The 18664-nt window shown below is 71.1% G+C and carries 19 protein-coding genes; 10 read left to right on the forward strand and 9 right to left on the reverse strand.

Annotation, left to right across the window (positions count from 1 at the left end):
* Nucleotides 1–167: 167 nt before the first annotated feature.
* The gene (locus FM051_RS01835; RefSeq protein ID WP_158839899.1) at nt 168–701 is read right to left on the reverse strand and encodes a carboxymuconolactone decarboxylase family protein; all 534 of its coding nucleotides are present in this window, start codon (nt 699–701) and stop codon (nt 168–170) included.
* Between the two features lie 82 nt (nt 702–783).
* On the opposite strand from FM051_RS01835, the gene FM051_RS01840 reads away from it, so the two are divergent.
* Nucleotides 784–1251: a MarR family winged helix-turn-helix transcriptional regulator gene (locus FM051_RS01840; RefSeq protein WP_158839901.1), complete on the forward strand. Its 468-nt coding sequence runs from the start codon at nt 784–786 to the stop codon at nt 1249–1251.
* Between the two features lie 190 nt (nt 1252–1441).
* Here FM051_RS01840 and FM051_RS01845 read toward each other — a convergent pair whose 3' ends face one another.
* Complete coding sequence (locus FM051_RS01845) at nt 1442–3580, reverse strand: cellulose binding domain-containing protein (protein WP_158839903.1); 2139 nt, start codon at nt 3578–3580, stop codon at nt 1442–1444.
* Nucleotides 3581–3792: 212 nt separating this feature from the next.
* Between FM051_RS01845 and FM051_RS01850 the strand changes: the two genes are divergently transcribed.
* Both FM051_RS01850 and FM051_RS01855 read left to right on the forward strand, forming a co-directional pair.
* Entirely contained in the window at nt 3793–4389 is a 597-nt protein-coding gene (locus FM051_RS01850) for a peptidoglycan-binding protein (RefSeq protein ID WP_158839905.1), read from the forward strand.
* Nucleotides 4390–4544: 155 nt separating this feature from the next.
* Complete coding sequence (locus tag FM051_RS01855) at nt 4545–5852, forward strand: protein kinase domain-containing protein (RefSeq protein WP_158839907.1); 1308 nt, start codon at nt 4545–4547, stop codon at nt 5850–5852.
* A 51-nt stretch (nt 5853–5903) separates the two neighbouring features.
* Here FM051_RS01855 and FM051_RS01860 read toward each other — a convergent pair whose 3' ends face one another.
* Complete coding sequence (locus FM051_RS01860; RefSeq protein ID WP_158839909.1) at nt 5904–6182, reverse strand: hypothetical protein; 279 nt, start codon at nt 6180–6182, stop codon at nt 5904–5906.
* A 161-nt stretch (nt 6183–6343) separates the two neighbouring features.
* Between FM051_RS01860 and FM051_RS01865 the strand changes: the two genes are divergently transcribed.
* Nucleotides 6344–6736, forward strand: coding sequence for a hypothetical protein (locus FM051_RS01865; RefSeq protein ID WP_158839911.1), 393 nt, complete (start codon nt 6344–6346; stop codon nt 6734–6736).
* A 36-nt stretch (nt 6737–6772) separates the two neighbouring features.
* On the opposite strand, the gene FM051_RS01870 is transcribed toward FM051_RS01865, so the two are convergent.
* On the reverse strand, nt 6773–7327 hold the full coding sequence (locus tag FM051_RS01870) for a helix-turn-helix transcriptional regulator (RefSeq protein ID WP_158839913.1): 555 nt from the start codon (nt 7325–7327) through the stop codon (nt 6773–6775).
* A 114-nt stretch (nt 7328–7441) separates the two neighbouring features.
* Here FM051_RS01870 and FM051_RS01875 point away from each other — a divergent pair, with 114 nt between their 5' ends.
* From FM051_RS01875 to FM051_RS01895, 5 genes are all read left to right on the forward strand, one after another.
* Nucleotides 7442–9937 carry an AfsR/SARP family transcriptional regulator gene (locus FM051_RS01875; RefSeq protein ID WP_158839915.1) on the forward strand — a complete coding sequence of 832 codons (2496 nt, stop codon included), beginning with the start codon at nt 7442–7444 and terminating at the stop codon, nt 9935–9937.
* Nucleotides 9900–10379, forward strand: coding sequence for a WD40 repeat domain-containing protein (locus tag FM051_RS01880; RefSeq protein ID WP_158839917.1), 480 nt, complete (start codon nt 9900–9902; stop codon nt 10377–10379). The genes FM051_RS01875 and FM051_RS01880 overlap by 38 nt, the downstream gene beginning before the upstream one ends.
* A gap of 371 nt (nt 10380–10750) precedes the next feature.
* Entirely contained in the window at nt 10751–11239 is a 489-nt protein-coding gene (locus FM051_RS01885) for a hypothetical protein (RefSeq protein WP_158839919.1), read from the forward strand.
* Between the two features lie 298 nt (nt 11240–11537).
* Complete coding sequence (locus FM051_RS01890) at nt 11538–11726, forward strand: hypothetical protein (RefSeq protein ID WP_158839921.1); 189 nt, start codon at nt 11538–11540, stop codon at nt 11724–11726.
* 65 nt (nt 11727–11791) lie between these two features.
* Nucleotides 11792–12727, forward strand: coding sequence for a hypothetical protein (locus tag FM051_RS01895; protein WP_158839923.1), 936 nt, complete (start codon nt 11792–11794; stop codon nt 12725–12727).
* 211 nt (nt 12728–12938) lie between these two features.
* Here FM051_RS01895 and FM051_RS01900 read toward each other — a convergent pair whose 3' ends face one another.
* Complete coding sequence (locus tag FM051_RS01900) at nt 12939–13388, reverse strand: SgcJ/EcaC family oxidoreductase (RefSeq protein ID WP_158839925.1); 450 nt, start codon at nt 13386–13388, stop codon at nt 12939–12941.
* 198 nt (nt 13389–13586) lie between these two features.
* On the opposite strand from FM051_RS01900, the gene FM051_RS01905 reads away from it, so the two are divergent.
* Nucleotides 13587–14897 carry an MFS transporter gene (locus FM051_RS01905; RefSeq protein ID WP_158839927.1) on the forward strand — a complete coding sequence of 437 codons (1311 nt, stop codon included), beginning with the start codon at nt 13587–13589 and terminating at the stop codon, nt 14895–14897.
* 83 nt (nt 14898–14980) lie between these two features.
* Here FM051_RS01905 and dmpG read toward each other — a convergent pair whose 3' ends face one another.
* The 4 genes from dmpG to FM051_RS01925 are packed head-to-tail and all read right to left on the reverse strand — an operon-like array spanning nt 14981 to nt 18661.
* On the reverse strand, nt 14981–15994 hold the full coding sequence (gene dmpG / locus FM051_RS01910; protein WP_158839929.1) for a 4-hydroxy-2-oxovalerate aldolase: 1014 nt from the start codon (nt 15992–15994) through the stop codon (nt 14981–14983).
* Entirely contained in the window at nt 15991–16932 is a 942-nt protein-coding gene (locus FM051_RS01915) for an acetaldehyde dehydrogenase (acetylating) (protein WP_158839931.1), read from the reverse strand. Before FM051_RS01915 ends, dmpG begins: the two co-directional genes overlap by 4 nt.
* Nucleotides 16929–17726 carry a 2-keto-4-pentenoate hydratase gene (locus FM051_RS01920; RefSeq protein ID WP_158839933.1) on the reverse strand — a complete coding sequence of 266 codons (798 nt, stop codon included), beginning with the start codon at nt 17724–17726 and terminating at the stop codon, nt 16929–16931. The genes FM051_RS01915 and FM051_RS01920 overlap by 4 nt, the downstream gene beginning before the upstream one ends.
* Nucleotides 17723–18661, reverse strand: a complete 939-nt coding sequence (locus tag FM051_RS01925) for a 3-carboxyethylcatechol 2,3-dioxygenase (protein WP_158839935.1) — start codon at nt 18659–18661, stop codon at nt 17723–17725. The genes FM051_RS01920 and FM051_RS01925 overlap by 4 nt, the downstream gene beginning before the upstream one ends.
* Between the last annotated feature and the right edge of the window lie 3 nt (nt 18662–18664).

The raw sequence follows: 18664 nt of genomic DNA on the forward strand, positions 1-18664 counted from the left end.
TCACCGTCGTCGCCACCGCCCGCAAGTACCTCGCGGGCTCGGACGGCCGGAACCCGGTCGGCTGAGCTCTCGGGTCGCGCGGTAGGACGACGGCCGTGTCATCGGCCGGCTGGTCCGACCCCACGTGCCGTTGTCCGGCACGTGGGGTCTCGTCGTTCGAGGGTGGGTCAGGCGAAGGCGGCGAGTTGCTCGTCGACGGGCGCCCCGGTCATGCGGTTGGCCAGGGTGGACAGGGTGTAGGTGCCGATGCCCATGACGACCTCCAGCGCGTTTTGTGGCGTGTAGCCGTGCGCGGTGAAGGAGTCCAGTGCTTCGCTGTCGACCGCGCCCGCGGTGGCGAGCACTTCGAGGGTGAACAGCCGGACCGCTTCCAGTCGGTCCTCGTGCAGTGGCAGCTGTTCACGCAGCGCCGTGATCAGCTCCGGCTCGGCGCCGAGCGCGGTCAGCTTGGCGGTGTGCATCGCCACGCACACGTGGCAGCCGTTGCGCGTCGCCATGGTCATGATGACGACTTCGCGGGCCACGGGGTCGAGCGTGGTCTGCTCGAACATGGCGCTGAGTTTCAGGAATCCCTCCAGCAGGTGGGGTGAGGAGGCGAGCCGTGCGACGCCCGCGGGCAGGTACCCGAGCTTGGCGACGGTGGCCTGCATGGACCGGCGGGCGGCGGCGGGTGCGGACTCGGGGGTGTGCTCGATGAACATGCGGTCCTCTCGCGGGGTAAACTCGACAACGTGGTTGACCAAACCGTAAACCAGGTTGTCGAGTTCGGCAATGGCTTCGGCAATGGCTGAGGACACGTCCGGCTTCGAGCTGCCGTTGCTGCTGTTCGCGGGTTTCCGCACGATCATCGACCGCCTGCACGCCGAGCTGGCCCGCCAGGGACATCCCGACGTGCGGCCCGCTTACGGCTTCGCGATGCAGGCCATCGGCAGGGGCGGGGCCACCGCCAGCGAGGTGGGCCGGCGGCTGGGCGTGTCCAAACAGGCGGCGGGCAAGACGGTGGACCGGCTGGAGGTCCTGGGTTACGTCGAGCGAGTCGACGACCCGGCCGACGCCAGGCGCAAGCTGGTCCGCCTCACCTCCCACGGGATCGACGCCCTCGACCGCTCGGCGGCGATCTTCGAGGAACTGCGGGCGGAATGGGCGAAGGCGCTCGGCGTGGAGCGACTGCGCGCACTCGAAGTCGACCTGCGCACCGTGGTCCCGCCCGGCCTCTTCCGGCTCGACGTGGCCGGCTGGTTCGGCTCCTGACCGGTAGGCCGGCTTCGATCGCGGCGCGCGTGCAAGAGACCGTCAGCGGCTGGCGACGGCGGCCGGCGGCCGGCGATGACGGCCGGCGCTTGGCGATGGTGGCCGGTGGTTGGCGATCGCGGCTGGTGGCTGGTGATGGCGGGTGGTGGTCCGCGCGCGTTGGTTGGGACGACGCGCGCGGACCGGGCTGTCATCGAGTGGTGCAGAGGGTGCCGTTCAGCCTGTAGGTCGTCGGCCGGACGTTGGGGCCCTGGTAGGCGCCGACGAAACCGGCCGTGGTCGTGGTGCCGGGGGTGAGGCGGGTCGTGCTCGACACGCGCACCTCGGTGCCGGTCTGGGTCCACGTGGCGTTCCAGCCGCTGGAGACCTGCTGCCACGTGGTCGGCCACGTGTAGCTCAGCGTCCAGCCGTCGAGGGTTTCGGCGCCGGTGTTGGCGATCTCGATGTCGGCGACGTAACCGCTGCCCCAGTTGGTGGTCTCGCGGAACGTGACGGCGCAGGTGGACGTGGCGGGTGTGCCCGTGGTGAACGTCAGCGGCGGGGAGGACCAGGAGACGCGGCCGGCGTTGTCGCGGGCCACCAGGTTCACCGTGTAGCGCGTGCCGGGCGTGAGGTTGGCCGCGGTGAACGAGGTGCCGGTCGTCTCGCCCCACTGCTCGTCGCCGACGCCCGCGTGCCGGTGGACCTCGTACTTCACGCCCGCGGGCGGTGCGGGCCACGTGAGGGTGGCGGTGGTGTCGGTGACGGCGCCGGCGGCGGGGCGTGGCGGCGCCGCGGGACCGGCGGTGGAGCCGGCCGGGCGCAGCAGGAGGGTGGTGATCGAGTACGGCGGGAGCGTGGCGGCCGACGGGGGTCCGGACGTCGTGTGGTTGGTCGCGGTCCTCATTGTTTCAACCGACGTTTCACCTCCTGATATAACAGCGTTTCCGGAGGTCGTCGGACCATGATCACCCGATCGTGTGTCCAGGCCCGGTGCGGGGAGGTCGGTGATGCCCGTGTCGCCGTTGGCGAACGTCAGCACCTGCGCGTCGGCGGCCGGCACGTAGCCCGCGTAACGCAGCGACACGGTCTTGGCCGCGTCGGGGGCCTGGTTCACCAGCATCACCGCCAGGCCGCCGTCGGCACGGCGGGCGGCGTGGGCGCGGACCAGCGGATCGGTGGCCGAAGCCGCCACGAACTGGTCGCCGGGGCGGGCGAAGCGGGAGACCATCGAGATCGCGTGGTACGGCGCGAACGGCGTGTTGAGCGCGGGCTGGCACGTCGTGCCGTCCGGGGTGCAGGTCGCGCTGGACAGCAGGCCGTAGTCGTCGTAGTCGGTGTGACCGGCCACTGTGGACACCCGGCCGATTCCGTTGTGGACGTTCCACCAGTCCACGGTGAACACGCCGTTCGCCATGAGCGTCGCGTACGCGTCGGCGGCGAACAGCGCGCCGGGCTGGGTGTTGCGACCGAACGACGTGTTGATCTCCGTCATGGCGATGCCGAGCTCCTTGCCCGCGAGACGGCGGGACTGCTCGCGCACGAGGCGGACCGCGTCGGCGATCCGGTCGGTCTTGGTCAGCACCTGCGCGGCCGTGTCCCCGCTCGGGTACCAGTGCAGGATCGCGAAGTCCACGACCGGCCCGGCGACGGACAGCACGGCCTGGTTCCACGGCCCGGCGTCGCCCGAAGCGGTGATGCCGTCGGGCCACTCGCCCGGGGTGGTGAGCACCGCGCCGACCTTGATGGTCGGGTCCACGGCCTTCATCGCGAGCGCGTAGTCCCTGACCAGGGTCGCGTAGCCGGTGGGGCTCTTGTCCGGGTGGTCGTCGGCTTCCCAGCCGGAGCCGTAGTGGCCGTTGCCGTACAGCTCGTTGCCGATCTCCCAGTACTTGACGCCGTAGCCCTTCTCCACGTTGGCGTAGCGCACCCACTCGGCGGCCTCGGCGGGCGTGCCCGTGCCGTAGTTCGCGGTGACGACGGCCTGCGCGCCCGCCCGCCGCACACCGGCCATGAAGTGGTCGAAGTCCGTGTTCGGCGCGACGTAGCCGCCGGGCGCGGTGTGGTCGCGCCAGTGGTAGATGTCGGAGTAGGAGCCGCCGGGGTAGCGCATGGCGCGCACCCCGGCGTCCTTCATCAGGTCGGCGACGGCGTCCGTGCCGAGTTGGGCGTCCCAGATGGCGTGGTTGACGCCGATCGCGGCCTCGTCGACGGTCTCCAGTCCCGCCTGCGCGTTGACGGTGACCGTGACGGCGGGGTCGGCCTGCGCGGAAGGGACGGTGAGCGGGACGGCGATCAGTCCGGCGAGCAGTGCGGAGAGCGCGGGTAACACGGCAGGGCGCGGTCTCATGGCGGTGTCCTCATCGACGATGATGATTGGGAGCGCTCCCAGATTCGGTGTGGTCGCGATCTTTGTCAATCGGCCCGTCAGCCGTCATGCCGGCCGACCGCCACCCGCCGTCACCCGGATGAGCGACCCACCGCGCGGAACGCGACCGCCGAACGGACGATTCCCCTGTTAGGCGGTCGTCGCACCCGGTGCGGCAGTGAGGAGGGTCGACGATGACCAACCAGCTCCGGGCGGGTGTCGGCGACAACCGCCCGAACCACCCCGAGGACGTCGCCCTGGTCCAGCTGTTCCTCAACGGCAACCCGAACGCGAAGATCGCGGTGGACGGCCGTTTCGGGCCGGCGACCCGGGCGGCGGTGGAGAAGTTCCAGAAGGCGCAGTTCGGGTTCGGCGACGGCATCGTCGACCCCGGTGACATCACGTTCCACCGGCTGCGCGGCAACGGTGAGGTGGAGTTCCGCACGTCCGCGCTGCTGCGCGCATTCGCGGTGCACAAGAGCGAGAGCACCGAACCGGACAGCGGCACGCTCAGCGACGAGCGCTTCACCGCGGACAGGCAGGGCGCGGTGTTCCGGTGGATCAGCCCGAACGGGGTCGCGCACATCTACACCCACCCCGTGCTCGGCACGTGGGAGGTGCGCGGGCTGATCCTGGTCCGCTACCAGGAGTTGGGGGAGGAGAGCAGCGGGCTGGGCCTCCCGATATCGGGTGAACGCGGTGCGCCGCCGGGCCGCGTGAGCTGGTTCGAGCACGGCCACATCGCGTTCTCCACCGCCGACGGCACCGTCCGCGAAACCATCCTCCCCTGATTGGGCACGTTCGGCCTGGTAGGAGGGCAGCCGTGCCGGTTGGGGCGGCCGGTCGGGCGTGACTGCCGATCGGGTTGGACAGTGCCGCGGATGTGCGAAAACTCCGGGGTCGTCGAAGGTGGCCAGTGGGCGGTTCGGCGCAGTAGCGTCGGCTTGTGCCGGAACAGGACGAGGTCATCGCCGGGCGTTACCGGCTGGTGTCGCTGGTCGGGCGTGGGTCGATGGGGGTCGTCTGGCAGGCGCGTGACGAGCGCCTCGACCGCGTGGTGGCGGTCAAGTTCATCGAAGCGGCCGTCGACTCCCCGGACGCCGTGGAGCGGATCGTGCGCGAGGGGCGGGTTGCCGCGCGGTTGCGGCACCCGCACGCGATCAGCGTGCACGACGTCGTCGAGCACGGCGGGAAGCCGTGTCTGGTGTTGGAGTACCTGCCGTCACGCAGCCTGCAGCAGTTGATCGCCGAACGCGGTCCGTTGCCGGAGGCGCTGGTGGCCGCCATCGGCAGCCAGGTGGCGTCGGCGCTGGCGGCGGCGCACGCCGAGGGCATCGTGCACCGGGACGTCTCCTCGTTCAACGTCCTGCTCGCCGAGGACGGCACCGCGAAGATCGCGGACTTCGGCATCGCCCGCGCCGTCGGCGAAGGCACGGTGAGCGATCCCCGTGCCATCGTCGGCACACCGGCGTTCCTGGCGCCGGAGGTGGCGGCGGGGGAGCAGGCGACGTTCGCCTCCGACGTCTTCTCCCTGGGCGCGACGCTGTACGCGGTGCTGGAGGGCAGCCCGCCGTTCGGGACGGTCGACAACCCCTACGCGTTGCTGCGGCGCGTGTCGAGCGGGGAGATCACGCCACCGCGGTCGACCGGCCCGTTGGCCGAGGTGCTGCTGCGGATCCTGCGGCGTGACGCGGCGCAGCGACCGACGATGGCCGAGGCCCACGCTCTGCTGGCCGCGGTCGCGCAAGGACGGCCGGTCCCGGACGCGACCCGGGCGTTCGGTGGCACGAAGCTGCTCCCCGCACCTCGCCGCGTGCGAGGGCGGACGATCGCGATGGCCGCCGGCGCCGTGGCGTTGGTCGCCGGTGGCGTGCTGATCGGCACCGCGCTGAAGGACGACGAGCAGGCCAGCGCCCAACCCTCGCCCTCGACGAGCACCACCGCGTCGACGCGCGGCTGCGACGCCCACTTCGAGGTGATCAACTCCTGGCCGGGCGGCTACCAGGCCCAGGTGACCGTGCGCAACGCCGGCCGGCGCGAACTCGCCGACTGGACGGTGACCTGGTCACAACCCGCCGGCCACAGCATCGGCAACCTGTGGGACGGCACGCTCACCCAGGACGCCACCTCCGTGACCGTCACCAACGCGCACTACAACGCCGTGCTGCCCGCGGAAGGCTCCACCACCTTCGGCTTCACCGCCAACGGCTCCCACCCACCGCGACCGGAAGTGACCTGCACGTCCGGCGGGTAGCGGTCAGTCGACGTGAGGAGGGCCACGTCGCGCTCCGGCCCGGTGCGGCTGTCAGACCTCGGCGACGAGTTCCCCGACCTGGACGCGGAAGTGGAAAGTGGACGTGCGGCCGTTCGCGATCACCACGTAGGAGCCGTCCGCCAGGCGCAGCACCTGACGGGAGCGGACCGACCACGGGTAGGCCGGGACGTATTCGCGGGCGAGCCGCAACGCCTCGGCCCGAGCCGCCTCGTGATCGCCGACGGCCTGGGAGTGGGAGAGCTTCCACTCGCGCCCGTCTCCCATGCCGCGGTTCTCCTCGACGACAACCCACCACTGTCCGGTGCCCATGTGGTTGGGACGATCGGCATCCGCCCGCGGTTCCGCCGGCCGGGCGCCGTCGGCAGCCGAGGGGTTCACCCGGCGAAGTGCGGCTCGGGGTGTTTGTTCTCGCCCTTTCGCCGGCGCCTGGTACTACGGTGGTGATCGGCCGGACGCGGGAGGCGACGACGGTGACCACCTGGACCGATGTGATCAACTACGTCCGCACGCGGTACGAGGTGCTGGAGGAGACCGACAGCTGGCTGCGTTTCCGGCTCGACACGGACGGCAGCCGCACCCAGCAGGTCGCGGTGCACCACGTGCCCGACGTCGGCGGCCGGGCGTGGCTCGAGATCTCGTCGGCGGTCGGCCGGGCCGACGCGATCGACCAGGGGCGGCTGCTCGAACTCGCCGGCACGTCACTCGTCGGCGGAGCGGCGGTGGTGGACGGCGTCGCACTGCTCAAGCACACCGTGCCGTTGGAGGACCTGAGCGTCCAAGAGGAGTTCGAGCGCCCGCTCACGATGCTCGTCGCCAGCGCGGACGCCTTCGAGCACGAGCTGACGGAGAAGGACCACTTCTGACATCGGTCCCCCATGCGGTGGCGGGAGGTCCGGGTCTCAGCGACACCAGACCTGCGCCACCAGCTGCGTGCGGTCCTTGCAGTCGAACTTCCGCAGCAGGTTGGAGACGTGGTACTTCACCGCGCTGACGGTGATGAACATCGCCGCGGCGATCTCGGCGTTCTCCCGGCCGTCGGCGAGCAGCCGCAGCGCCTCCCGCTCGCGGGCGGTCAGCGCGGGACCGGCCGGGCGGAGCACCGGCAGCATCCCGAACACCAGTCCGGTGAGCCGCGGCGAGATCCACCCGCCGAAGCGGTGCACGTCCCGCACCGCCCTGGCGAAGTCCTCGACCGGGTCGTCGGCGAGCACGAGCCCACTCACCCCGGCGTGGACGAGGGACTCGAGCAGCGAGCCGTCCGGTGAGTCGAGCACGGCGACCGTGGCCGACCGGGGCACGACGCGGACGGCGGCACGCGCGTCCAGCACCGTGACGCCCGCAGTGAGGTCCCTGGGCGAGCAGACCTCCGCCCATCCGGTGTTCCCGAGCAAGTCGTTGATCTTGTCCCGCAGCACCGGGCTCTCCAACGACAGAGTGACGCGAATCGTGTGCATGACCCCTCCCCGTCTCACGGCGAGAAGGCTGGGCACGGGCTGTTGTCCGCGCGTATGCCGGACGTATAACGCCTGGTTGGGCTATCGTGCGGCGGACTCGTGGGGGGTGCTGCGGTGGAGTTCCAGGTGCTTGGCCCGCTCGTGGTCACCGCCGACGGCGGGGTGCTGCCGTTGCGCTCGGCGAAGCAGCGGATCCTGCTGGCGGTACTGCTGCGGTACGCGAACGCGCCGGTGTCCCAGCACCGGTTGATGGAGGCGCTGTGGGAGGTGCCGCCCGCCTCGGCGGCGGAGAACCTGCGGCTGTACGTCTACCAGCTGCGACGGGCGCTGAACCTCGGCGACCGGATCAGCCGCCACCCGACCGGGTACGCGCTCACGGTGCGTGCCGGCGAGTTGGACTCGGACCGGTTCTCCGACCTCGCCGCGGACGGTGAGCGGGCGCTCGCCGAGGGCGACCCGGAAAAGGCGGGAGAGCTGCTCGCCGACGGACTCGCCCTGTGGCGCGGTCCCGCCTACGCCGACCTCGCGGACACGCCGGTCATCCGCCAGATCGCGCTGCGGCTGGAGGAGACCAGGCTGCACGCGGTGGAGGCGCGGATCACCGCCGACCTCGCGCTCGGCAGGCACGCCGCGGTCGTGGGCGAGCTGATCTCGCTCGCCGACGCCCACCCGTACCGGGAATCGTTGCGCGCCAAGCTGATGATCGCGCTGTACGGCTCAGGGCGGCAGGCCGAGGCGCTGGAGGTGTACCGGCGCACCAGGGAGCTCCTGGCCGAGGAACTGGGCATCGAGCCGGGTGCGGAACTGCGCGGGCTGCACGAGACCGTGCTGCTCGGTGAGTCGCCCGCCCGGCTGGTCGACGTGCCGGTCAAGCGGCGATCGCCGCGCAACGACGCGGAGTGCCCGTACCGGGGCCTGATGGCGTTCCAGCCCGAGCACCGCGCCTGGTTCTTCGGCCGGGACCGGCTGATCGAGGTGCTGGAGCGGCGGGTCGACCAGCACCCGGTGGTCGGTGTCTTCGGCGCGTCCGGCAGCGGCAAGTCGTCGCTCTTGCGCGCCGGTCTCATCGGCAGGCTGGCCGACGACCCGCGTTGGCGGTCCGTGCTGCTGACGCCGACAGCGCGGCCGATGGACGCGCTCGCCGCCGCGCTGGCGGAGCTGACCGGCAAGGACCAGACCCGGCTGCGCGCCGAGCTGGCCGCCGATCCGGCGCACCTCGACATCGCGGTGCGCACCGAGCTCGCCGCGGGACCGGAGGACGTCCGGGCAGTGCTGGTCGTCGACCAGTTCGAGGAGCTGTTCACGTTGTGCGGCGACGACGGCGAGCGGACGCGGTTCGTCGGCGCGCTGCTCGACGCCGCGCGTGGCCCGCACCGGCGCACCAAGGTCGTACTGGGGATACGCGCGGACTTCCTCGCGCACATCACCCAGCACCCCGAGCTGGTCACCGCGCTGGCGGACGAGGCGACCGTGCTGGTCGGCCCGCCGTCGTCCACCGACCTGCGTGAGATCGTCCTGCGCCCGGCGACGATGACCGGGCAGAGCGTGGCGGCCGACCTGCTGGCGACGGTGCTCGCGGACGTGGAGTCCGAACCCGGCGCGTTGCCGCTGCTGTCGCACGCGCTGGTCGAGACGTGGCGGCGTCGTGATGGCGGGACGCTCACGTTGTCCGACTACCGGGCGGGCGGCGGCGTGCGCGGTGCGATCGCGCAGTCCGCCGAACGGGAGTACGACGACCTCGACGCCGAGGGGCAGTCGGCGCTGCGCCGCATCGTGCTGCGGCTCACCGCGTTCGGTGACGGCACCGAGGACACCCGAAGACCCATCGACCGCGGTGAGCTCGCGGGTGTCGCCGCGCCGGCGGTGGTCGACCGCGTGCTGGACCGCCTGGTCACCGCCCGTCTCGTGGTGGTCGACGAGGACACCGTGGAGATCGCGCACGAGGTGCTGATCCGGGCGTGGCCCCGGCTGCAGCGCTGGCTCTCCGACGACCGCGCGAGGCTGTTGGTCCACCGCAGGCTCACCGCCGCCGCGCACACCTGGGCCGAGCTCGACCGCGACGAAGGCGCGCTGTACCGGGGTTCGCAGCTCGCGACCGCGCTCGCCTGGGTCGACGACCACGCCGGTGAGCTCAACGACGTCGAGGAGGCATTCCTGCGGGCGAGCCGGGAACGCGCCGAGGGCGAGCGGACCGCCACCCGACGTCGGACCCGGCTGCTCAAGCGGCTGGTTTCGATCATGGGTGTGCTCCTGCTGCTCGCCGTGACCGGCCGGTGGGATCGCGGTGTGGCAGAGCCGGGAAGCCCAGCTCCGCCAACGCGTCGACCAGTCCCACCGGATGGCGCTGACCTCCCGGCAGCTGCTCGACACCGCGCCCGACCTGGCCGGCCTGCTCGCCGTCGCGGCTTCGCTCGGCCGGTTCCGCTGGAACCTGCCCGAGCTGACTTCGCAGCCGTTCTCCGGTGGGCCGATCGTGGCCGGCGCGGTCGAGTTCACCCCGGACGGCGGGATGCTGGTGTCCGCCGACCCGGCGGGCGGCGTGCTGATCTGGGACGCCGTCGGGGACCGCTTGGTGCGCAGGATCAAGACCGGCCAGGGCGACGTCCGTGACGTCGCGATCAGTCCCGACGGGGCGGTCGTGGCGACGGCGGGTGCGGACCGGACCGTCAAGTTGTGGCGCACCGAGTCCGGGGACGAGATCACCACGCTGGTCGGTCACACGGCACCGGTGCAGGTGCTGGCGTTCAGCCCGGACGGCGCCACGCTCGCATCCGGCGGCGAGGACCACTCGGTCGTCGTGTGGAACCCGGCCACCGGCGCGGGAACCGCGCTCGCCGGCCACACGGGTCCGGTGCAGGCGCTGGCCTTCACGCACGAAGGCGAGCTCGTCTCCGGCTCCGACGACAGCCGCGTCATCCGCTGGGCGCTGTCGCCCGCCGCGGCGGTGGTGAAGATCTGTGCGGAGACCGGACGCGATCTCACCGCCGCGGAACGGTCCGCCTACCTCCCGGACGGTCCCGACGAACCCGTTTGTCCCGCGGTGCGGCGCTGAAGACTGGTCTCCGGACTAGGGCGCGAACGGGTGGTGCCGACGAAAGATCTCGGCCATGGATGACCGTTCACGATCGGTGTCGCGCCGGGGAGTTCTCGCCGCGGCCGCAGCCGGGTCCGCAGCCGTTCTGCTCGGTGGTGGCAGGGCGCTCGCGGGCGAGGTATCGGCCCTCGCTCTGGTGACGCAGAGCGAAATCAACTCACAGCCCACCTACTACGAACCGACCGGCGCCGCCACGTCGTTCCGGTACGAGCCGGGTTTCCACTCGCGGTTGGAGACCCTGGCACCAGGCGTTCCGCGCCTGGACGCCGTACCACTGGACGGCGCCGCACCGCATCTACTCCTACGGCGCGTACGTCAACAAGCCGGGCATGCACGGTGAAGGGCGGGCGTTCGACCTCGGTCGGATGCTCGTCACCAACCGCAACACCGGCGCGTTGTTCACCGGCTTCAACGGCCGCTACGACCAGTGGAAGAGCTACACCGGTGACGCGTTCACCATCGCCCGGACCCGGTACTGGGGCACCGCGGCGAGCCTGCACCACCACTTCCGGCACGTGATCTCGTACCTGGACAACACCGAGCACCACAACCACATCCACATCGACAACGCGGTGTCCGGCAGCGGGAACTCCAGCTTCAGCACGTCGTCGGTCACGCAGACCTACTACGTGCAGGCGGCCTGCCGCTACCTGTGGGGATACGACACCGGGATCGACGGCGACTGGGGTCCGCAAACCCAGAGCCACTCGTCCGCCGTGCTCACGCGGACCGGATCGGACGGCGTCATCACCACGCAGAGCCGCTGGCTGCACTTCTGCAAGCAGAGCGCGCTGCGCGCGTGGGCGCTCGCTCCGTGATCGACCCGAAAACCCGACTAGGAGGAATTGCCATGCGCAAGGCACTGAAGGCAACGGTGGCGGCGGCCACGCTCGGTACCGCGCTGCTCGCCGGCGCCCCCGCGGCCCAGGCCGCGGAGGACAACGGCGACGGCAGCGTGAGCTGCAACTACACCGAGATCTGCTTCCGGCGTGAGACCGGTTCCAACTCCCACATCAAGCAGTTCCACAACGGCGCCAACCACTGGTCCGTCTCCGGGGTGCACAGCCCCTACCAGTGTGGTACGTCACGGCGACCGGCACGCGCACCGGATACCTCATGGACAGCGCGATCGAGTTCAGAAACCGCGACTCCACGTGCACCGTGTACATCTGGGACGTCGACGGGGCGGGCAACTGGTACAAGTACGCGCACCAGCCCCGGAACTCGAGCTCCTGGTTCTACTCCCTGGACCGCCGGAACAACGGGCACTCGCGGTGCAGTGAAGGTGCTCCGATCAACAAGTGAGACCTCGGTGACGGGCCGGTGGGCAGCGGCACCGGTCCGTCACCCCGGACAGGAAGGGGAGTCGGGTGCGACAGCGAGCGACGTCGGTGCTGGCGGCGTGCGGTCTGGCCGGGATCATCCTGACCGGCTGCACGGCCGAGTCGACGCCCGCGGTGGGAACGGTTCCGCCGGCGGACGAGGTCTCCGAACCGTCCGAACCCGGGCAGCCGTTCGACATCATCCTGGGCAGGCAGGTCGGGTTGATCGACCACACGCACATGAAGATCCGGGACCGGTGCATGGCCGAGGCCGGCTACCGGCAGAACATCGACACCGCGCCGACCCGGCCGGAGGACCCTTTCTCCTTTCTCACCGTGTCCGTGCGCGACTTCGGCCCGACGAGCGAGGAGGAGGCGCGTCGCGCGGGCTTCGGGAGCGACACGCAGGCGGCTCCCGCACGCGTCGTGAGCACCGACGCGAATTTCGACAAGGCCGCCGACCGTTGCGCGGACCAGGCCTGGAACGAGTTCGGCCCGGGAGCCAGGCAGGCGGTCACCGACTACAGCGATCTGGTCAACGCCCTCGCCCCGTACCGCAAGGAGATCGACGCGGAGCTCGCCCCGGACCTCCCGGCGAAGATGTTCGACTGCATGGCGGAGCGCGGGTACCGGGCCCCGGACCGTGAAGCGTTCTTGAAGACCCCGCGCCACCAGCTCTTCGGGGTCGCCTACGGCCGATTGGACGGCGGCGCGGAGGACGCGTGGAAACCGGTGCGCAAGCCGGGCACGGTGGAGATCGGCCCCGCGATCCCGGTCCGGAAGTACACGCCGACACCGCAGGAGTCCGAGCTCGCGGTCGCCTGGTTCCACTGTGGACAGAAGACGGGGCGGACCGCGGCTCAGCTCGCGGCGGTGCAGGAGGTGCAGCAACGCTACGTGGACGAGCACCAGACCTGGATCGACGAGCTGAACCCGGTGATCGAGGAACTGGCTCGCCGCGCGTCCGCGATCGGTGGGTCCTGATGGCCGCACTTCGACCAGGCCCCGGTCGCCGGTGCGCTGTTCGGCCGGGAGGAGGTAGGTGCGCAGGCCACAGGCGGTGGCGCCGACCCTGTGAACACTTGTTGCGAGATATTTAGCGCCAACTTACCGTTAGGTCATCGTGACGCAGCGCACAGGGCGACGTCGAACGTTGGCAGTGGATCGTTCGAGAGCGCCGACGCGCGGAGGCGGTTCAGCTCCGAGGCCCGCCAGGAGCGGCGCCCGCACGGGCGGGGTCCACGTTGGTGTTGTGCAGGGCGCTGATCCACCAGGAGCCCTCGCGGCGCACCGCGAACACCGTTCCGTGGTTGGCGAAGCCGCCGTCCGGCGTGGTGGTCTCCTGCCGGAAGTGCACCAGGGCCGTGTCCGAGCCGGGCGACACGGCGCTCAGCATCACCACGCGCGTCGTCCACGTCGCGACGGCGTCGGCGAGTCGGGCGGTGTGGTAGGCGAACAGGTCGTCCCAGCCGCGGATCACCGTGCCGTCGGGGACCACGACGACGGCATCGGCGGTGAACGGCCGGTCGAGCACCTCGGCCACCTTCTGGTTGAAGCCGTGCTCCAGATCGGCGAGGAGATCCGCCAACGCGGCCACGTCCTCGTCGCCGAGCGGCGTGGTGAACGCGGCAGGCCTGTTTGTCATGTCGATTCCCCCAGGTGTGTCGGGCTTCGGAGGCTCCACGGTAGGGCGACGTGGACGGCCTCGGCATCTGTCGGCCGACTGGTCAGGGGCGGCGGCGACCCCGTGTGCCGGACAACGGCACGCGCGGTCGGCAATCCGGCGGAACGGACATTGGATGAGGCTCCCCGTCCCACCACACCACGAAAGCAGGCTGCAACGATGTCCCTGCCTTCCCTGACCGCGTCCCCAGCCGGGGTGCGTGATCATCGCGAGGCCCGGAAGGTCGCCCTCGCGAGCTTCGTCGGAACCGCGATCGAGTGGTACGACTTCTTCCTCTACGGCGCCGCGGCGACCCTGGTGTTCGGGCCGCTGTTCTTCCCCTCGAGCGATCCCGTGGTGTCCCAGCTGGCGGCGCTGTCGGCGTTCGCGGTCGGCTTCATCGCCCGCCCGATCGGGGGCATCGTCGCCGGGCACTACGGCGACAAGATCGGCCGCAAGCGGATGCTCGTGCTGAGCCTGCTGCTGATGGGTGGCGCCACGGTGGCCGTCGGCCTGCTGCCGACCTACGCCCAGATCGGCGTGTGGGCGCCCGTCCTGCTGGTGCTGTTGCGGCTCGCGCAGGGCTTCGGCGTCGGCGCCGAGTGGGGCGGCGCGGCGCTCATGGCGGTCGAGCACGCACCTCCGCACCGCCGCGGCCTCTACGGTTCGGCGGCGCAGATCGGTGTTCCGGTCGGCGCGATCGTCGCGAACCTCGTCATGCTGGTCTCGTCGAGCACGAGCAAGGAGGCGTTCCTCCAGTGGGGCTGGCGGGTCGGGTTCATCGCCAGCTTCGTGCTGGTGGCGTTCGGTCTGATCGTGCGCAAGGCGGTGACCGAGAGCCCGCTGTTCGAGCAGGCGAAGCAGAAGGAGCCCACGCGGTCGCCGTTGGTGCAGGTGCTGCGGCAGCGTCCGATGGCGCTGCTGCGGTCGGTGTTCCTGACCGCCGCGTGCACCACGTTCGGCTACCTGGTGCTGGTCTACGTGCTGTCCTACGGGTCCAAGCAGGTCGGGTACTCGCGCGAGTCGCTGCTGATGATCATCATCGTCGCGTCGGTCGTGCAGATCGTCGCCACCCTCGCGCTGTCCTCGCTGACCGACAAGCTCGGCAGGCGCCGGGTCGTGGTCGGCGGCGCGATCGGCCAGATCGTGGTCGCGATGGTGTTCTTCCTGCTGTTCGACACCGGCGTCGTCGCGCTCGCGCTGCTGGCGTGCGCGCTGGGCATGATCGTGGTCTCGGCCCAGTACGGCCCGCTGCCCGCGCTGCTCGCCGAGCAGTTCCCGACCAAGATGCGGTACAGCGGCGTGTCGTTGGGCTACCAGCTCGGCTCGGTCGTCGGTGGCGGCATCGGCCCCATCGCGGCTACCGCGATCTTCGCGGCGACCGGCAACTCGCTGTGGGTCGGCGCTTACGTGGCCGGACTGGCGGTGCTCACCATCATCGCCGCCCTCGCCACCGGCGAGACCCGTTCCGCGAAGCTCGAAGAGGTCTGACAAGCAACAACAAGAAGAGGCTCTTGCGCGATCCCCCGCGCAAGAGCCTCTTCTTGTGTGCCGGTTCCCGTGTGCCGGGAACGTCAGCGGCGAACCAGGTCGAGGGCGATGTCGACGATCATGTCCTCCTGGCCGCCGACGAGACCACGCCGGCCGACCTCCAGCAGGAGGGCCCGCGCGTCCACGCCGTAACGCCGGGCGGCGGCCTCGGCGTGCCGCAGGAACGAGGAGTACACGCCCGCGTACCCGAGGGTCAGCGTCTCCCGGTCCACCTGCACCGGCCGGTCCCGCAACGGGCGCACGAGGTCGTCGGCGGCGTCCTGCAGCGCGAACACGTCGCACCCGTGCTTCCAGCCCATCAGGTCGGCCACCGCGATGAACGCCTCGATCGGGCAGTTGCCCGCACCGGCGCCCTGACCCGCGAGCGACGCGTCGACGCGGGTCACGCCCTCCTCCACCGCCACGACGCTGTTCGCGACGGACAACGAGAGGTTCTCGTGCGCGTGCACCCCGATTTCCGTCGTGGGCTCCAGGACGTCCCGGTAGGCGCGGACACGTTCCCGCACGCCGTCCATCGTGAGCCTGCCGCCGGAGTCGGTCACGTACACGCAGTGCGCGCCGTAGGACTCCATCAGCTTCGCCTGCGCGGCGAGCTCGGACGGGGGCGCCATGTGGCTCATCATGAGGAAGCCCGACACGTCCATGCCGAGGTCGTGCGCCTTGCCGATGTGCTGGGCCGAGATGTCGGCCTCGGTGCAGTGCGTCGCGATCCGGATCGACCGCACCCCGAGGGCGTGCGCCCGCTCGATCTCCGCGATCGTGCCGATGCCCGGCAGCAGCAGGGTCGTCAGCACGGCGCCGCCGATCGCGTCCGCCGCCGCCTCGATCCACTCCCAGTCGGTGTGGCTGCCGGGGCCGTAGTTCACCGACCCGCCGGCGAGGCCGTCGCCGTGGGCGACCTCGATCGCGTCGACACCGGCGGCGACGAGTGCGGCCACGATGAGCCGGACGTCGGCGGGGTCGATGCGGTGACGGATGGCGTGCATCCCGTCCCGCAACGTGACGTCCTGGATGTACAGGTTCCGGTCGACGGTCATCGGGCGGCCTCCGCGGGCAGGCGACGGGCGATCGACTCGGCGACCCGCACGGCGGCCGAGGTCATGATGTCGAGGTTGCCCGCGTAGGCGGGCAGGTAGTGCGCGGCGCCCTCGACCTCGAGGAACACCGACACCCGCGTGGTCACGTGGACGCCGGGCGGCACGAGCGTGTGCACCGGTTCGTCCGGCGGGATCGGGGTGAACTGCACGTCCTGCTTGAGCCGGTAACCGGGCACGTACTGGGCGACCCGCTCGACCATCGTCGTGATCGAGGCCCGGACTGCGTCGTGGTCGGTGTCGCCGATCAGGCAGAACACGGTGTCGCGCATGATCAGCGGCGGCTCGGCGGGGTTGAGCACGATGATCGCCTTGCCCCGCGCCGCACCGCCGACGACCTCGATCGCGTGCGACGTGGTCTCGGTGAACTCGTCGATGTTCGCGCGGGTGCCGGGTCCGGCCGACTTGGACGCGATGGACGCGACGATCTCCGCGTAGCCGACGGGTGTCAGCCCGGAGATCGCCGCCACGATCGGGATGGTGGCCTGGCCGCCGCACGTGACCATGTTGACGTTGTCCGCGCCCGCGTCCAGGTGTTCGTCCAGGTTGACCGGCGGCACGACGAACGGCCCGATGGCGGCGGGTGTGAGGTCGATCAGCTTCTTGCCGTGCGGGGCGAGTTTGGCGGCGTTGGCGATGTGGGCCCGTGCCGAGGTCGCGTCGAACACGATGTCGATCTCGTCGAAGCCCGGCAGCGCGATGAGGCCGTCCACGCCGTCGTGCGTCGTGGGCACTTTGAGCCGGGCGGCGCGGGCGAGTCCGTCGGAGGTGGGGTCGATGCCGACCATCGCGCCCACCTCCAGGGTCTCCGACAGCCGCATCACCTTGAACATCAGGTCGGTGCCGATGTTGCCGGAACCGATGATCGCGACCTTGGTCATGACCGCACCTTCCGCGAGAACGTGGCGCCGACCTCGCCCAGCGAGCTGATCTCCGCCCGGATCCGGCAGCCGGGAGGTGCGGGCACCATCGGCCCGAGCGCGCCCGACAGCACGACCTGGCCCGCGCGCAGCGGATCGCCGAAGCCCGCCGCCGTCCGCGCCAGCCACGCCAACGCGGCCAGCGGGTCGCCCAGGCAGGCGGCGCCGGTGCCCTCGGAGGCGAGCTGGTCGTCCGCGTACAACCGCATGGTGACCTCGCGCGGCTCGAACTCGTCCAGCGTCAGACGCCGGTCGCCCAGCACGAACAGGCCGCTGGACGCGTTGTCGGCCACGGTGTCGGTGATCGTGATGTCCCAGTGGGCGATGCGGCTGTCGACGATCTCGATGGCCGCGACCGCGTAGTCGACCGCCGCCCGCACGGAGGCGGCGTCGAAATCGGTCACGTCGTGCTTGAGCACGAACGCGATCTCGGCCTCCGCCTTGGGCTGCAGGAGCCGGTCGGACGGCACCTCGGCCCGTGCCGTGACGTCCATGTCGTCGAACAGCACGCCGAAGTCGGGTTGGTCGACGCCCAGCTGCCGCTGCACGGCGGGGGAGGTGAGGCCGATCTTGCGACCCACCACCACGGCACCGTGCGAGGCCCGTTGGCGGGTCAACTCCCGCTGTACCGCGTAGGCGGCGGCGACATCGTCGCCGAGCAGGTCGCGGACGGGCGCCACCGGACGGTGTTCCCGCAGCGCCCCGGTGATGCGGGCGGCGGCCCGCGACACGGCGTCGGTGCTCACGGCGGTCATCGCGGCACCGCCGTCGCGACGGCGAACCCGGCGATCCACTCGGGGATCGCCTCGTAGAAGCGCGACGTCGGCTCGTAGGGGCCGGTCGCGGCCAGCGAGGCGAAGGCGGCGACCCAGGTGCGGACCTCGTGCGCGGAGCCACCGCCCTCCCGGCCCATCCACTCGACCGTCCAGGAGTCGAACTCCGCCAGCTGCCCCTTTTCGAGGTGGTCGAGCAGCAGGTTGTCCCACTCGGGGTTGATCGGGATCATCGTGGTCGAGCCGGCGGCGTAGTCGCGGCCCGCCTGGACGACGCGCAGCTCGCCCTTGGCGCGTTGCTCCGGCGTGGGCGGGTGGCCCTCGATCAGCGCGTCGGCCACGCGCGGCGGCGCGCCGTCCAGCACCGGGACCGGCGGGTCGTGCGACAGGCCACCGGAGCCCAGGAACAGCACCCGGCGGTCCAACTCGGCCGCGGCCTCGCCGATCGCGGTCCCGAGGGCGCGGATGCGGCTCATCGGCCCGAGCGGGGTGGCGACGCCGTTGACGAAGACGGGCACCACGGGCACGGCGTCGATGCCGCCGAACAGCACCTCCAGCGGTTGGGCGAACCCGTGGTCGACGGTCATCCGGGCCGACACGGTCAGGTCGATCCCGCGGTCGAGCACCCCTTGCGCCAGCGCCTTCGCGGCGGCCGTGTCGACCGACAACGGCCCGGCGCCCGAACCGAAGTCACCCACCGCGTGCGCCTCGGTGGCCAGGCAGAACGGCGGCATCTCCTTGTAGAAGAACCCGTTGTAGTGGTCGGGCGCGTAGAGGACGACCAGCTCCGGGTCGAAGGCGCGGACGAACGCCCTGGCGTACTCGACGGCCTCGTCGACGCGGGCCAGCACGTCCGGCGCGGGGTCGTTCTTGCCGATGAGAGGGGAGTGGGACAGTCCGACGGTTGCCGCGGTCATGGG

It is taken from the genome of Saccharothrix deserti (genome assembly GCF_009769385.1).
Classification (GTDB): Bacteria; Actinomycetota; Actinomycetes; order Mycobacteriales; family Pseudonocardiaceae; genus Actinosynnema; species Actinosynnema deserti.